The organism is Draconibacterium sp. IB214405, assembly GCF_033963885.1.
In the GTDB taxonomy this organism is placed as follows: domain Bacteria; phylum Bacteroidota; class Bacteroidia; order Bacteroidales; family Prolixibacteraceae; genus Draconibacterium.
Window position 1 is genome coordinate 105,991 of sequence record NZ_JAXBMA010000002.1, and the last position, 14,829, is coordinate 120,819.

Sequence of the window (14,829 nt, forward strand, 5' to 3'; positions counted from 1 at the left end):
GGCTAAAGCCCGGGGTTAGTGAAATCCTGTTCGATTGCAGGGCTAAAGCCCATAGTGGTCGCTAAGTGCTTAATCCCAGGCTAAAGCCCGGGGTTAGTGAAATACGGTTAAATGGATGGGCTTACCCCGGCAGAAAAGGTGATGCTTAACCCCGGCATTAATGCCGGGGTAGTGAACTTGTATCTTGAATAGGGCTTTAGCCCTTAATCTACCCGTAAACGTTTGTTTAAACGTCCACCTGAAGTTTGGGCAAGGTTTAAACGTTTGTTTATGCCACCACCTAACGTCATTTTATGCTATAGACGTTTGTTTAAACGGTCAACCAGCGTCAGGGGAAGCTTTAGACGTTTGTTTAAGCCCCGAAAAAGTGCCGGGTGAAGCTTTAGACGTTTGGTTACGGGGTGAACTGAAAAAAGCGGGTAATAAACGTTTGGTTACGGCATCCGAATTAAGGCTGGTAAGGACCAATAATTACCAGTTTGTCGCCCGAATCGTCCACTTCGAACAAATGCGGAATACGAACATAACGTCCGTTTATGTCTTTATGACTGTGTGCCGACAGCAGCAGTTTCCCATCGAAAGTTCGGAACAGCATACCGTGTCCAAAATTAGGCGGCGTAATCGGTTCTTTCTCCTGTATCCACGGGCCATCCAGTGTACCACTTTCGGAGTAGGCCACTCCCTGAACATAATCGCTGAAAACCCAGCTAGTCCACAACATTCCCAGTTTGCCGGTTTGTGTTTCAAAAAGCCATGGCCCGTCGGTAACTTTATTCGGGATGATTTGCCCGTCATCGTCGCGCTCGCGGCTCCATGGCGAATCAAATGCCGTAAAAAGGACTTTTCCTTCTCCAATCGATCCCGAGAGGTCGGGTTTCAACTCGATCTTTTCAATGGTTCCGTTCCAGTTTTGCAGCCATTCGTAACAATAAACCATGTATGGTTTCCCGTCTTTATCCACCCAAAACGTTCCGTCTAAAGTGGGTTTTTCGGCCGGCAGGTAAGTCGGGTCTTTCATCGGAACATAAGGCCCGTCGGGTGTGTCGCTTACCAAAACATGGCTGGCGCGTCGTTCTATCTCATTTCCTTTTACCGTATCGATAATCACCTCGCGGTTGGTGAACGTGGCAAAGTAGTAGTACTTGCCCTTGTATTGATGCAATTCGGCGGCCCAGATCATTGGGCGCGGTCCCATCCACGAATCCGGATCGGTTTGCGCCACCACAAAAGGGCCGGTCCACGATTTCAAATCTTTACTTTTCCAAAGCAGTCCACCCGTCCCGGTCATGTAATAAGTGGACGTATTTTTATCGGCCAGAATGCAAGGATCGCTCAACCGAATCGAATCCAGCGGTATATTTTCTTTGACTTCGGGTTTCCGGTTTTGGGCAACCACCGACACAAAATTTGCAATCAAAAAAAGCGTGAATAAAACGGTGCGCATCGTTCTTAAAATTTAAAATCCATATTCCAGTGCTCTGCCAGTTCCAACGCTTCCTTTTTAGTCAGTTGAATAACCGACCCATGTTTTGGAGAGGTGAAATTTGTAGTTTTCATTACACCTTCATTAAAGTGCCCGAGGTTCGTAAAATCAATAAAGTCCGCGGTTTCAACAAAACCGAAGTTGTGCGGCTGGATACTAAAAATGTCGTACATCAACACCCATTTATCGCTGCCGATACGTTTCCACACATTTGGCGCTTCACACGCTCCGGGCTCCTGATCGATCCATTCAGGAAAGTACTTGTAAGCGGCATTGATGGAATCGGAAACAGCCATTTTAATCCCTCCCGGATTTTCCTGTGCCACATACATCATACAATAACGTCCGTCGGGCATTTCAGAGATGTCGGCATCCAACACCTGAATGTTTTCATCGGGGTATTCAAATAGCAGTTTCGGCTCGGTAATCAGTTGGGTGAAATCGTCGTCGGTGTAGGCATAATACATTTTTGTTAGCCCGTGACCGATGCGCATGGTAAAGTAGATCATCATTTTCTCCTGAAGCGGATCGTAAATGGTTTGTGGTGCCCATGCACAGCCAATATTTTTTAGGTTTTCAAAAGCTTCATCAAACAGGAAATTGCTGTGTGTCCAGTGAATCAGATCAAAAGATTTCATCAGCACAAAACCGCGGTTGTTGCCCCAGTCGTATTCTTCCTGCGGGCGTTCCCAGGTGGTTTCGCGGTAGCCCAATTGTTTGGCAAAAAGATGCAGATCGGTCATCGCCACATAAAAAGCGCCGTCGCCACCTCTTGTAATATGCGGATCACGGATCCCTTTCTGGCTGGCAATGGTATCTCCGGCAATTACCGGTTCGCCGTTATTCACATCGGTGAAGGTGTACCCATCGGCACTTAACGCAAAATGCAGGCTGTGAGTGTCGTCCTTAAAATAAGCCAGCAGATTGGCTTCCATTGTTTTTTGATCACTGCCGGTACTTTTTGGCGTGCAAAACGACAAGGGAACCAAAAGCATCAGCGCCAGAATCCGGTGGATAGTCTTTTTCATAGGATGTTATTTTGTTTTCCAAACCAGCACGCCGGCAGTCGGGATACTTTTTTCGCCGATCAGAATTTCTGTACCCGCAGGTAATTCCATGTTGTAGGCAATATTCGAGTAGTTTACTGCAATTCCGTAACCATCGCGGTATTCCACCAACACGCCTTCAGGATAATCTTTTACGTCGATAGCAAGACGAGCGTACAATTTATCCAGCACCGCACGCTCCAGTATCCCACCGTGACTGTCGGCACCAACGTAAGTTACCGTTCCTTTGCCCAGCTTATTAAACGTTACCGCAGTTTTCCCGGCGTAATAATCGCCGCTGAAAGTTCCCCAGCTTTCGGTGCCGGTGTTGGTGTGCATAATGTCGCCCCAGGTTGTCCAGGCATATTTTTTATTGTCCATAACAACAGTGTCGGGAGCAAAATCACGAAGCAAGTCGTAGAACTCAATTTCGCCACCGATCAGTTCGTAAAGCGGCTCGGCGTGTTTGGCCTGCCACAAATGTCCCAGCTCATTCTGATGCCCGGTACGCACCGACATTACCAGGTTGCCACCGTTTTTTACGTATGCAGTTAGTTTGTCAACCAGCTCCATACTCATTTGCTGATACGCCGGAAGAACCAATACCGGGTACTGCGAAAAATCCATGGAATCGCGGATAAAATCAACGGGTGCGCCATAAGCTTTCAGCGCTTTGTAGTATTTTAATACATGACCTTCGGTATCCCAAAGGTTGGTTTGTTTGTTGTTGTTTATCGCAACTGTATTGTCAGGATCGTATAAAATGGCTGTCTTGCGGTTTAAATAATCCTGAGGGATTTTTCCGTCGGAAGGATTGTTGCGAAGTACCTCTATTTCTTTGATAAACGCCTCGTATTCCAGTCCGCCCGGTGTTGGTGTTACACCATCGGGACCTACAATGCCGTAGTGGTACTGCTCGTAACCATAAATTGGCGCACGGTAACGATAGGTGCAGGTGAATTTGCTACCTCCGGCAAATACATGCCATAACCACAGGCGAACGGCTCCCGGAAGTGGCTGCGAGTTGATCGATCCCCAGTTTACCTGTCCGGGTTGCAGCTCCATAACACCGTAAATCGGCGATAACGGGCGGAAATAATCGTTGGCCATAGCAATACGCGAATATTCGCCTACGCGGTAACCTTTTGGCCCAATTCCGTGGTGCTCGCCGTAAATCATATAGCGGGTGTAGGTAATAAAATCCAGTTCTTTGCTGGCACCGGCATAACGCGCATCGTAGTAGGGGATGTAGTTGGTGGTAATCCACTGATCCGGATTGGCATACGGGCGAATAACTTTTGCCTGCTCATCCAAAAAGCTTGATGTTTCGTAATCGCAAAAACGACTGTGATCCAAACGCTGGTACAAATTCATTCCCCACTGCGAGTGTTTCGGAATATTTATCTCATCGAAACTGGTGTAGGTACCGCTCCAGAAATTGGTTCCCCAGGCTTCATTCAGCGTTTTAATGTTGCCATATTTTTCTTTTAACCACGTTCTGAAACGTTTTACGGCATCGTCGCCATAATCCACATTGGCAGCAGGTTCGTTATCGAGTTGCCAGCCAAAAATCCGCTCGTCGTTGCCATAATGTTTCGCCAGTTCTTCAATCATCTTTAGTGAATAACTGCGGTAATACTCATTTGAGAACGACGCATGCTGACGTGCTCCGTGATCCATCTGAGTACCGTTTTCGTGCTCTTTCAGAATATCGGGATGTTTACGTACCAACCAAACCGGTGGAGTTGCGGTTGAAGTACACATTACCACTTTCAGGTTGTATTTGTCGGCCAGCGCAACAGCTTTGTCGAGCCAAGCAAAATCATAAACACCTTCTTCCGGCTCCAACTGTGCCCAGGCAAACTCGGCAAAATGGGTAAACTCAAAACCCATCTCGGCCATCTTTTTTATATCGCGTTCCCACTGACTTTCGTCCCAGTGTTCCGGGTAATAATAAGCACCTACGGAAGTTAATTCCTCCGGAGGAAAAAAGTTTTTCTTTTGCTGAGCAAAACCGCTAAAAACACTAAAGCCGAAAAGCAAAAAACCAAGCAGTGAATATTTAGGATTGAACGCCGATATTTTCTTCATGATAACAATTTAAATTTTAATTTCAGATAGCTTTTTATATGACATACCTGTTTCCTTAGGTACCTATTTTCAAGGAACAAATTTAAGGGAAAGTAGGAAATGGCAGGGGTGAATTTGTTAAACTATTGGGTATAAAAAATAAAATTCCTGAAACTATACGAAAAAGAATCCTTGCAATAGAATGATGATTGCTTAAGTCTAAAACATAGGAATTTTTCTGGCGAACGAATTATCATTTTCATCAAGAACCCGAACAAGATAAATTCCCTTTTGTCTATTGGAAACTGGCACTTGTACAGCGTGTGAATTACACACTTGTTTTGTTATCAGTTTCCCTGTAATGTTGTAAACCTCAACGTTAGTCACTCGGGTAGAATGGTTGATCACCAAAGACCGGCTACTTCCGTTAAAGTAAATGCTGATAGCATTTTCATCTCGGATAAGATCGTTAATTGCCGTGTGTACGCCGTTTTCGTCCTGTAGTTCGGTAATATCTGCCACCAGCGAATTGAGGTAAACCTCAAGGTTCGGGTAGAGGCCATCAACCGTTGTTAATTGCGCATCCGATGCGTCGTTTGGATTCAATGCATTCGCAGTTTCCCATTCGTCGGGCATACCATCTTCGTCGCTGTCGTCGGGTGCAGTGTTCGATTTCAGAAACGGCCATCCACCAACGGCATCCTGCGTGTCAACCAAGCCGTTTGTACTTCCATTGCCTCCATCGGCGAAAGTTACTGTTCCGGTTGCTGTTTCGTTAATAATCCGGCTGTCTACAGAGTCGTAAGCAAGACTGGCACCTACAAAATCCAACACTTTTAAGTAAGCTTCTTCCGCTGTGTGTGTGATTACCTCGCCGGTTTCGTATTCCGAATCTGATTTAATATCGTCAATGGTTACACCCGGCGCATAAGTTGAAAATGTGGAATGCATGTTCACACCCTCCCAGTTATCCTGCGTAACCAAATCGCTGGCAGTGGTAACATTTCCATCGATGTAAAACGTTCCGTAAGTCCCCGCCGGTTGATTGTTGCTTCCATTGTCGGCATAAGGCTGGATAATCCTGGATTTGTTGGAAGAAGCCGGTCCGGCCTGGTAATAATTGTTAACCAGGTTATAGCTACCACCTTCGGCGGCATAGGCGGTGTTGGCGCCCCAGTTGTAAATTACGTTATTTCTGAAATCCACCAGTTCGTATTCCGAACGATCTGAATAACGACTTCCGCAAAACCGTGGATTGCGGCTATCGTGATGAGCGAGCAAATTGTGGTGAAACGATGCTTTTTCGCCGCCCCAGATTCCGCCGTAACCGTGCTTTCCTTTTTCGTGTACCGAAATGCGCAAACTTTCGGAAAGAATGCTCCATTGCAGGGTGAAATTCTCGTTGTTATAAAACGAGGCACATTCGTCAGTCGACCAGCTCATCGAACAGTGATCGATAATTATATTTTTCTGGTAACGGCCGCCAAGCGCATCATCTTCCTGAGCGGTTTCATCACCCATTCTAAAACGCATGTAACGAATAATTACGTTGTCGGCCTCAATTTTAACAGGGTAATCACGCACTGTTATGCCATCGCCCGGAGCTGTTTGTCCGGCAATGGTTATGTCGTTATTTGATATTTTTAAAGCTGATTTGAGCTGGATCGTCCCCGAAACTTTAAAGATCACAATTCGGGGATAGGTTTGATTTATTGCATAACGCAAAGTACCTTCCAGAATATTGTCTTCCAGCGTAGTGACATAAATTACCTGGCCGCCACGACCACCGGTTGTGTATTTGCCAAAGCCACCGGCTCCCGGAAAAGCAGGTAAATTACTGTCCTGTGCATGCGCTGTAAAAAGCAGTAGGCACAAAAATAGGGTAATAAAACTGGTGTAGGGGAAATATTTGTGATTTACTCGTCGCTCTTTGTAGTCCATTCTCCTAAAATATTCTTGATGGTATATTCTGCTACTTCTTTTCGGGTTAACTGGTGCGCCCATTCCACTCTGTTGGTGTTGGTACCCGGGCCGCTACTGTTGTATTCGGCATAAAAAGTAGTGCTTTTGTCTTCTTTGTTGCTCCATTCCTTCCAGCCGTCGGTGCAAATGTGTGCACCCAAATTACAGTTGATAAAAACCGTTTTGGCATAAGGTCGCCATGGCCGTCCGAGGTAAACTTCGTTTACACCTTCTTCGGCTTCCAGCTGGCAATCAAAAAAAACAAATCCAAACGCTTTTTCTTTAGTGGTGCTGGCAGCGGTTATGTACGAATCCTTTTTACTAATGATGGTACAAGCCTTAAAAATCACGGTTGCCGAACCAAAAATAAAATCGGTGGTTCCGGAAATTGTACAATTCTCAAACAGCTGATTACTGTTTTCTCCGTCGAGGTAGGCACTGTCCTGATTGCCGAGGATTTTACAGTTTTTAAACCTGCAACGGTTCCCTTCAACGTGCAAGGCAACGGCTTGTCCAACAGGGCCTGCGTCGTTCGAAATCGTCAGGTTTTCGGCATAAAAATCGTCGGCCTCCACTTTTAAGGTGTAGGTGAAAAATGTACTGTTTCGTCCGCGGTTGATCTTATCGAAATAATCGTCCCAAACAATGATGGTTTTATCCGCATCTTCGCCAATCAGCGAAAGTTTGTTGTTCCACGACGGAATGCGAACTTTTTCCTTGTAGGTACCATTCTTTACAAAAATCGTAATTCGTTCGGGAGGGAATGCTTTTGTGGCATCAATGGCTTGCTGAATTGTTGTAAAATCGCCGCTGTCATCTTGTGCTACCGTTATTTTATATTGAATTCCGGTTTGTGCTCCGGCACCCAAAAATGACAGAGTCAGCAACAGTATAAAGGCAATTTTACTCATCTTTTATTTTAATCTTTTCGCAAGGGCAGGCACCGGATTATCCAAGGCTGTGGTAGCCAGCCGGGCAACTTCGTGCGCTCCTTTTTGCGATAAATGCGTATCGTCTTTTCTTGGTTCCGGATGGCTCTCATTTGTAATGTCGGTCCAAACATACATCTGTTTTGACGCTTCGTCGCCAAGCGAATTTACCCACTCTTCTGTTAGTTCCTGCAAATCAATGAGCGGCACATCCTGTAATTCTGCTACTTGTCGGGTGGCCACCGGATAGTCTCCGTGCGTGTCGGTCAACTTGCCGTTCTCATCAAATTTCCGTCGCACAATCGACGTAAATAACACCGGAATTGCACCTTTTTCTCGCGATTCGGTTACAAATTTAGTGAGATTTTCGGTGTAAGTGCCAAAGGGAGTGGTGTAGCGGGTAGAGTCGTAATCCTTCTCATCGTTGTGCCCAAACTGAATAAAAACATAGTCGCCCGGTTGCAGGCTGTCGAGCACAGTTTGCCATCTTCCTTCATCGATAAAACTTTTTGAGCTTCTGCCATTCTTGGCATGGTTCTCTACCGATACCCTTTCGTTAAAAAACTCGTCGAGCACCATACACCAGCCTGTTTCAGGAAAAGCGTCTTTCGATTTATTTGCCATGGTAGAGTCGCCCACGCAATAAATGCTCAACTCCTTGGGCTGATCACAGGCACTTAAAAAGAGCAGAATAACTGCAGCAAAATACAAGAGTGGTCTCATGGTAAAACTGTTAAAATTTAACCGCTTCTGCCGGTACTTCTGAGCCAACAGTGGTGTACTGTTTCAGGTCAGTTTTCGGGTTTGAGATACTAATATTTTTACTTTGCGAACCATTAATTTTTATGGCATCAGCAGTTTTATAGTCATAATCAATACCGTTGATCTCAAGGTCTGTAACGTTCAGAATTTGAATGGCTTCATCTTCATCAGTTTGCAGTTTTACATTATTGATTTTTACCCCTTTGGCATCGATGATCTGAAAACCATTTTCAGCCTTAAGACGAAGGTCATTCAGCTCAATATTTTCGAGTGGCATTTCAGGAAGTCCCTGAAGGAATACCGCCTGTTTTGCACCTTTAACGGTAACATTCGAAATTTTGATGTTCTTAAACTGTGGCGTTTCTTCGGTAACAGGAAGGAGTTCCGTTGTTGTTTCCATACCACCTTCTTCCATCATTTCAGAAATAGACAGACCGCCGTAATACAGGTTAAAAGAGATGGCATTGGTCGGGATGTTGGTCATGTACACATCCGAAATAAAAATGTTCTCAACAACACCACCGCGACCACGTGTGCTTTTAAAACGTAAACCTACATCGGTTCCAATAAATGTGCAGTTCGATACGTGCATGTTGCGCACTCCGCCAGACATTTCGCTACCAACGGTTACACCTCCGTGTCCGTGGTAAACAATGTTGTCTTTAATGATCAGGTTCTCGCACGGAATACCATAACGGCGTCCGTCTTCGTTTTTACCTGATTTGATACAAATTGCGTCGTCGCCCACATCGAAATTACAGTTTTGTACCAGTACATTTTTGCACGATTCGATATCGATTCCGTCGCCATTTTGCGAATACCACGGATTACGAACAGTCAGGTTTTTTACAGTCAGGTGCTCAATCCTTAATGGGTGAATATTCCATGCCGGCGAGTTCTGAAACACCGGGCCATCGAACATGATACGTTTACTGCTTTGTATACTTACAAACACAGGACGAAGGTAATCGCGGATAGTTTTAAATTCTTCCAGTGTTTTCAGGTCGTCGCGAACGTTTTGATCGCCGCTTCCTTCAGCACCATTTTTGTACTGCTCGGTTGGATACCAGATGTCGCCTTCAGCATTTACCACACCGCCCGATTTTACCAGCTCTTTCCAGGCACTCTCCGTAAGTTTCGATTGTTTTACAGCGCGCCAGGCATCGCCGTTTCCATCCCAAACACCTTTTCCGGTGAAGGCAACGTTTTCAACGTTTTTTCCATAAATGGGAGAGAGACAACGATAGGTATCGAGCCCTTCGAAATTGGTTGCTATAACCGGATAAAGATTTTTGTCGGCCGAAAAGATTATAACAGCTCCCTGCTCGGCATACAATTCCAGGTTACTTTTTAACTCGATTGGTCCGGTCAGCCAGATTCCGGAAGGAATGATCACTTTTCCGCCACCTTCTTCGGTAACAGCTTTTATCGCTGCTGCAAAAGCATCGGTATTCATTTCAATTCCGCCGGGTACTGCACCAAAATCGGTCAGCGTTACCGAATAATCGGAAATTACGGGCTCCTGAATTACCGGCATTTCAAATTCAATACTCTCGTATAAACTGTCTGCTGTTTGTGGTGGTGCACTTTTTTCAGCACATCCCACCGCGAAAACGGCCGCGGCAAGTAATAGATTAGAGATCTTTTTTGCTATCATCTTTCCAAGTTTTTAATTTCTTCCAGGTTGGAGAACAGTTCGTCCGTCCAGTCTCCAAAAATTTTTTCTGTTGTGTAATCTTTTGCCTGTTCATCGCTTAGCTGATGCGACCAGGCAACTCTCTTATTCGTGTTCGCTCTTTCGCCGGTGTTCTTGTATTCGGCAAAATATGCTGTCTTCTCTTTCTCCGGATCGCGCCAGTTGTGCCAGCCTTCGGGTTTTATGTGTTTGCCCAGCTTGCACTCGATAAAAACTGATTTTCCATAGGGGCGCCACGGACGACCGAGGTAAAAGGAGTTTTCAGGTGCATCGCTGGTGATGTTACAGTTCAGAAATACTAAACCATATTTAGTTGTTTCTTCGGTTGATGGGGCAGTGATGTATCCGGCTGTTTTGCAGAAAATAGTGCAGGCTTCAAAAACTGCTGTCGACCAGCCAAAAATAAAGTCAACAGTACCTTCGATGTAACAGTTTCTGTAATACTGACGGCTGTCTTTTCCGTGTGGATAAAGCGTATCTTGGTTGCCCAGGAAACGGCAATTTTCAAACGCCACTTTGTCGCTTTCAATACGAACGGCTACTGCCTGCCCAACAGGTCCTGCCGAGTTCTCAAAAGTTATGTTTTTAGCTATAAATCCTTCTCCAAAAATGTAAAACGAAGTGGAGCCTGTTGTACCGACTTCTTCGCCAAAGCGGTTCTTTTTGCTGGCAAAATCATCGTACGTGAGAATCGTGTTTTCAAGGTCTTCGCCTATAAAAGTTACCAACGTTTTACTTGCCGGTAATACCAGTTTTTCTTTGTAAACACCTTCTTTTATGAAAATGGTGGTGCGGTTTTTCCTGAAATCAGGAACGGCATTAATGGCCTCCTGAACGGTTGTAAAATCGCCGCTTCCATCTTTTGCCACAACAAAATCCCAGGCATTAACGGAACTAACAATTGTCAGAAGCAAACAAAGTAATATGGTCATCTTTATTTTCATTCTGATGTGTTTGTTAAGGTGCTTAAATCAAGTAATCCCTCGTAAACCAGTTGGGATACAGCCCTTGCACCTTCCGGTTGTAAGTGCGTGTTATCGTTTTGCCCGTCAGGGTAGGCTTCGTATTTTCCTGCCGGCAGGTTCATAAAGTAGTTGTTGGTGACGTAGTCCTTTCCTTTTTCTGTAAAAAACTCCATCGACCGCTGATTCAGATCGATCAACAAGGTTTGTGTTTCATCTGCAATTTCTTTTACACACTGTGGGTAATTACCGTGAACATTGGTAAGCGTATCATTCTTCCATGGATAATTTCTGGCCACGGGCGTAAGCAGGATTGGAGTTGCCTGTTTTTGTTTTGTTTGAAGGATAAAGAGGCGCAGAAACTCCTTGTAACCTTCTTCATTCACGTAACGTTCGGTTTTGTTTACAGCTGCATCGTTATGTCCGAACTGCATTAAAACAAAATCTCCGGGCTGCAGTGCTTCATAAACCTGTCGCCATCTTCCCTCCTGGAAAAATGTGCGCGTGCTGCGGCCACCGCGTGCACGATCGTCAACAATTGTACTGTCGGCCTGTAAAAGCGGGAACAGCTGTTTTAAATTATCGCCTGACACAAACGGCTGAAAGACTTGTCCCCATCCGGTAACCGGATACCTGTCTTTCATATAATCGCCATCGTCGTAGTTATTTGAATAATCGGCTACCGTTGAGTCACCGATTAGCCATATTTTTATGGTTTTGGTGGTATTGTTTTCCTGTTCTCCGGTTTGTTTTGCACAGGCCGACAACAGAACCACCCAAAATAATATTGTTATGTATTTTGTTTTTCCCATTCCTTATTTCTCCACTCTAAACCAATCAATATCAACAGTGCCCGAGTCGTTTGTAATTCCTTCGCGCAGGGCAAAGTAGCCTACTTTTGCCCCAATCCAACGACCGGGTTTTGCAGTAAAAGCTTCGCCAACGGTTTCAAAATATTTCCCGTTACTGCTGTAGCTAAATGTGCAAATGGCACCTTTTTTTACTTCTATTTTGAAGTAGATTTCGTTGTTTTCAACCACTTCGTTGTACAATTCAATTTCCTTTCCGCCTGTTCTAGCATTTTCGCATTTCGCCACACGCAGATGAAGTTGCCTCTCAGTTTGTTTTAAGGAAATGTACTGGTAGTCTTCGCCCATCACCACAAATCCGGTTTCTTCGTCATCGGTGCGCGGGTTGAAGCTTATTTTTGTAGTAGCCGAAAATTCTTCTGCAGGAAATTTTTGCAAGAGAAGGTTTGGAACCATCCAAAGGCCTTCTTCTCCCTCAGGACGAACAATACAGTTCAAACGGTAGAAGCCAAGGTTGCCCGACGGAAATCCATACGAGATGTGTTTATTAGCCTGCCATTGCCACTGAATTCCCAATTTGTTTCCATTAAACTCATCACTTTCAGGAGGAGTTGAAACAGGGTAAGTTGCTCCAACATCAGGTTTTTTGTAGGTAAGCACCGGTTCGCCAATTCCATCACCATCTTTATCAACGCCAATTATCGGCCAGTCGTTCTGCCAGGTCATCGGATTCAGGTGAACGATACGCCCGTATGCATCTTTATCCTGAAAATGGATAAACCAGTTTTCTCCTGTTTTGGTATCCACCCAGGCTCCCTGATGAGGACCATTAATTTCTGTCTCGCCCTGTGCCATTACAATTTTTATATCGTAAGGTCCGTACACATTTTTCGAACGAAGAACGGTTTGCCAACCCGTTGAAACACCGCCTGCCGGAGCAAAAATGTAGTAGTAACCGTTGGCTTTATAGAATTTTGGCCCTTCAATAGTCGGGTGATTTTCGTGCCCGTCGAAAACCATTACTTCGTCGCCAATAACCGCCGTTCCTTCGCTGTTCATTTCCTGAACCAAAAGCACCGATTTTACCCGCGCGCGACTACCGGCAAATGCATGCGTTAAATATACTTTCCCGTTATCGTCCCAAAGTGGCGACGGATCGATCAAACCTTTTCCTGCTTTTACCAGAATCGGTTCCGACCATGGTCCTTCGGCTTGTTTGGCTTTTATCATATAAATGCCAAAGTCGGGATCGGGATAATAAATATAAAACTCGTTGTTGTGGTAGCGGATGCAAGGCGCCCAAACTCCGTTTCCGTGCTGCGGAATTCTAAAAACATCTTCGGGAACCTGCTTTTTCAACGCATAAGTGATAAGCTGCCAGTTTACCAAATCTTTTGAATGCAAAATCGGTAAACCCGGAACACAGTTAAACGAGGAAGCTGTCATGTAATAATCGTCGCCAACACGGACCACATCAGGATCGGAATAATCAGCGTGAAGGATCGGATTTTTATAGGTACCATCACCATTATCCGCAATCCAAACTTTTGAAATTTCTGATTGTGCGCTGCTGAAAAGCGACAAACCGGAAATTAGTATCAGGATTAATATGGCTGGTTTCAGGTTCATGTTATTTCTTTTTTGCAATGATCGAGTTCAGGTAAACTTCGATGTTGGTATATTCTTTATCGAGCTTATAATCGTTGTTGTCGGCTTGTCCGGAATTCAGTCCGTTATGTTTCTCCCACTCATCGGGCATTCCGTCGTTATCTGAATCGGGTAGAGGAGGAGTTGATCGTAACAGCGGCCAGCCTCCCACATCGTTCTGACTGTCTATGATGCCTTTTCCGCCACCTCTGAATTGTTTCCCGGCAGTTTCTTTTCCGGTTGTTGCCTCGGTGACTATTCGTTTGTCAACCGCATCGCGCTGAAAACTGGCACCGGCATCGTGTAATACTTTTTTATAAGCGGTTTTTGCCTTGTCGGTTTTTATGGCAGTATGTTCAACCGGACTTGCCAGCCGCGATTGGTTTTTCATTTCTTCGGTGATATTTTTTACCTGAACACCGCCTGCCCAATTGTCTTTTGATATTTCTTTGTTTTCTTCAACTACATTCCCGTCGATATAAAACCAACCGGCCCGGAGTGTGTCCGGATTTCTGTTTTCAAGGAAAAAACTTTGTGTAAGGTTTAGAATACGGTCGCGCACATTTTTTTTGGTTGCCGGACCGGGCTTGTAATAATTATTCACTAGGTTGTAATGGCCTTCTTCTGCACCATAAACGCTGTTGTCGCCCCAGTTGTAAATTACGTTGTTTCTGAAATCGGCTTTTTCATTTTCAGGATCGTTGGTATACCGCGATCCCTGTAGCCGTGGATTCCGGCTAACATGATCGGAAATCAGGTTGTGGTGAAAACTGGCGTTATTTCCGCCCCAGATTCCGCCGTAACCGTGTGCGCCTTTGTGATGATCGGAAAGGTTAAAACTTTCGCTGATAATACACCATTGCAGTGTGAAATTTTCGTTGTCGTAAAACGAGGCCACTTCATCGTTGGCCCAGCTAAAACTACAATGGTCTATTATAACATTTATGTTTCGCATTCCGGTAATGGCATCCATTTCCTCGTGTGCATTGTCGCCGGGACGAACACGCAGGTAGCGAATGATAACATTGTCGGCATCGATACGAACACCGTAATTTTTAAGGCAAATTCCGTCGCCCGGAGCGCTTTGTCCTGCAATGGTAAGATCGCCGTTTTTTATATGAATGGTTTTCTCTAATTCAATTGTTCCCGAAACACGGAAAATAATGGTACGTGGTCCTTCAGCCTCAATGGCTTTTCTAAAACTTCCCTTGCCTTTATTGTTCAGATTATCGACAAAAAGAACCTTGCCACCACGACCTCCGGTTGTGTATTTGCCACCACCTTCAGCACCCGGAAAAGCAATTTGTTGTCCGAAAACCGTTTGGGAAAGAAGTATAAGAAGTATGTTTACCAGTACCTTCATCTTTTGACGAATAAGAGAATCCCCGGGATAGTATTTCCCGGAGATTCTTTTTAACTAACTAATAGACTAACTAACTACTTAAATATATCGTTACTAAAAT

General features: G+C 44.9%; 11 protein-coding genes. All 11 read right to left on the minus strand.

Translation table 11 applies throughout. The annotated features are described in order from the left end of the window. Positions 1–448: 448 nt before the first annotated feature. On the minus strand, positions 449–1,444 hold the full coding sequence (locus SLH46_RS06970) for a glycoside hydrolase family 43 protein (RefSeq protein WP_320280448.1): 996 nt from the start codon (positions 1,442–1,444) through the stop codon (positions 449–451). Between the two features lie 5 nt (positions 1,445–1,449). Continuing rightward, complete coding sequence (locus tag SLH46_RS06975) at positions 1,450–2,511, minus strand: glycoside hydrolase family 43 protein (protein ID WP_320280449.1); 1,062 nt, start codon at positions 2,509–2,511, stop codon at positions 1,450–1,452. A 6-nt stretch (positions 2,512–2,517) separates the two neighbouring features. Next, on the minus strand, positions 2,518–4,620 hold the full coding sequence (locus SLH46_RS06980) for a beta-galactosidase (RefSeq protein WP_320280450.1): 2,103 nt from the start codon (positions 4,618–4,620) through the stop codon (positions 2,518–2,520). A gap of 198 nt (positions 4,621–4,818) precedes the next feature. Continuing rightward, positions 4,819–6,540, minus strand: coding sequence for a T9SS type A sorting domain-containing protein (locus tag SLH46_RS06985; RefSeq protein ID WP_320280451.1), 1,722 nt, complete (start codon positions 6,538–6,540; stop codon positions 4,819–4,821). Next, positions 6,516–7,472, minus strand: a complete 957-nt coding sequence (locus SLH46_RS06990) for a pectinesterase family protein (protein WP_320280452.1) — start codon at positions 7,470–7,472, stop codon at positions 6,516–6,518. The genes SLH46_RS06985 and SLH46_RS06990 overlap by 25 nt, the downstream gene beginning before the upstream one ends. A 3-nt stretch (positions 7,473–7,475) precedes the next feature. Further along, positions 7,476–8,213 carry a rhamnogalacturonan acetylesterase gene (locus SLH46_RS06995; protein ID WP_320280453.1) on the minus strand — a complete coding sequence of 246 codons (738 nt, stop codon included), beginning with the start codon at positions 8,211–8,213 and terminating at the stop codon, positions 7,476–7,478. 10 nt (positions 8,214–8,223) lie between these two features. Continuing rightward, a complete protein-coding gene (locus tag SLH46_RS07000) occupies positions 8,224–9,909 on the minus strand; it encodes a glycoside hydrolase family 28 protein (protein ID WP_320280454.1) in 1,686 nt (561 codons plus the stop codon). Continuing rightward, complete coding sequence (locus SLH46_RS07005) at positions 9,906–10,892, minus strand: pectinesterase family protein (RefSeq protein WP_320280455.1); 987 nt, start codon at positions 10,890–10,892, stop codon at positions 9,906–9,908. The genes SLH46_RS07000 and SLH46_RS07005 overlap by 4 nt, the downstream gene beginning before the upstream one ends. Continuing rightward, a complete protein-coding gene (locus SLH46_RS07010; protein ID WP_320280456.1) occupies positions 10,889–11,722 on the minus strand; it encodes a rhamnogalacturonan acetylesterase in 834 nt (277 codons plus the stop codon). Before SLH46_RS07010 ends, SLH46_RS07005 begins: the two co-directional genes overlap by 4 nt. A 3-nt stretch (positions 11,723–11,725) precedes the next feature. Then, a complete protein-coding gene (locus tag SLH46_RS07015) occupies positions 11,726–13,348 on the minus strand; it encodes a glycoside hydrolase family 43 protein (RefSeq protein ID WP_320280457.1) in 1,623 nt (540 codons plus the stop codon). A gap of 1 nt (position 13,349) precedes the next feature. Then, on the minus strand, positions 13,350–14,729 hold the full coding sequence (locus SLH46_RS07020; protein ID WP_320280458.1) for a pectate lyase family protein: 1,380 nt from the start codon (positions 14,727–14,729) through the stop codon (positions 13,350–13,352). Positions 14,730–14,829 lie beyond the last annotated feature (100 nt).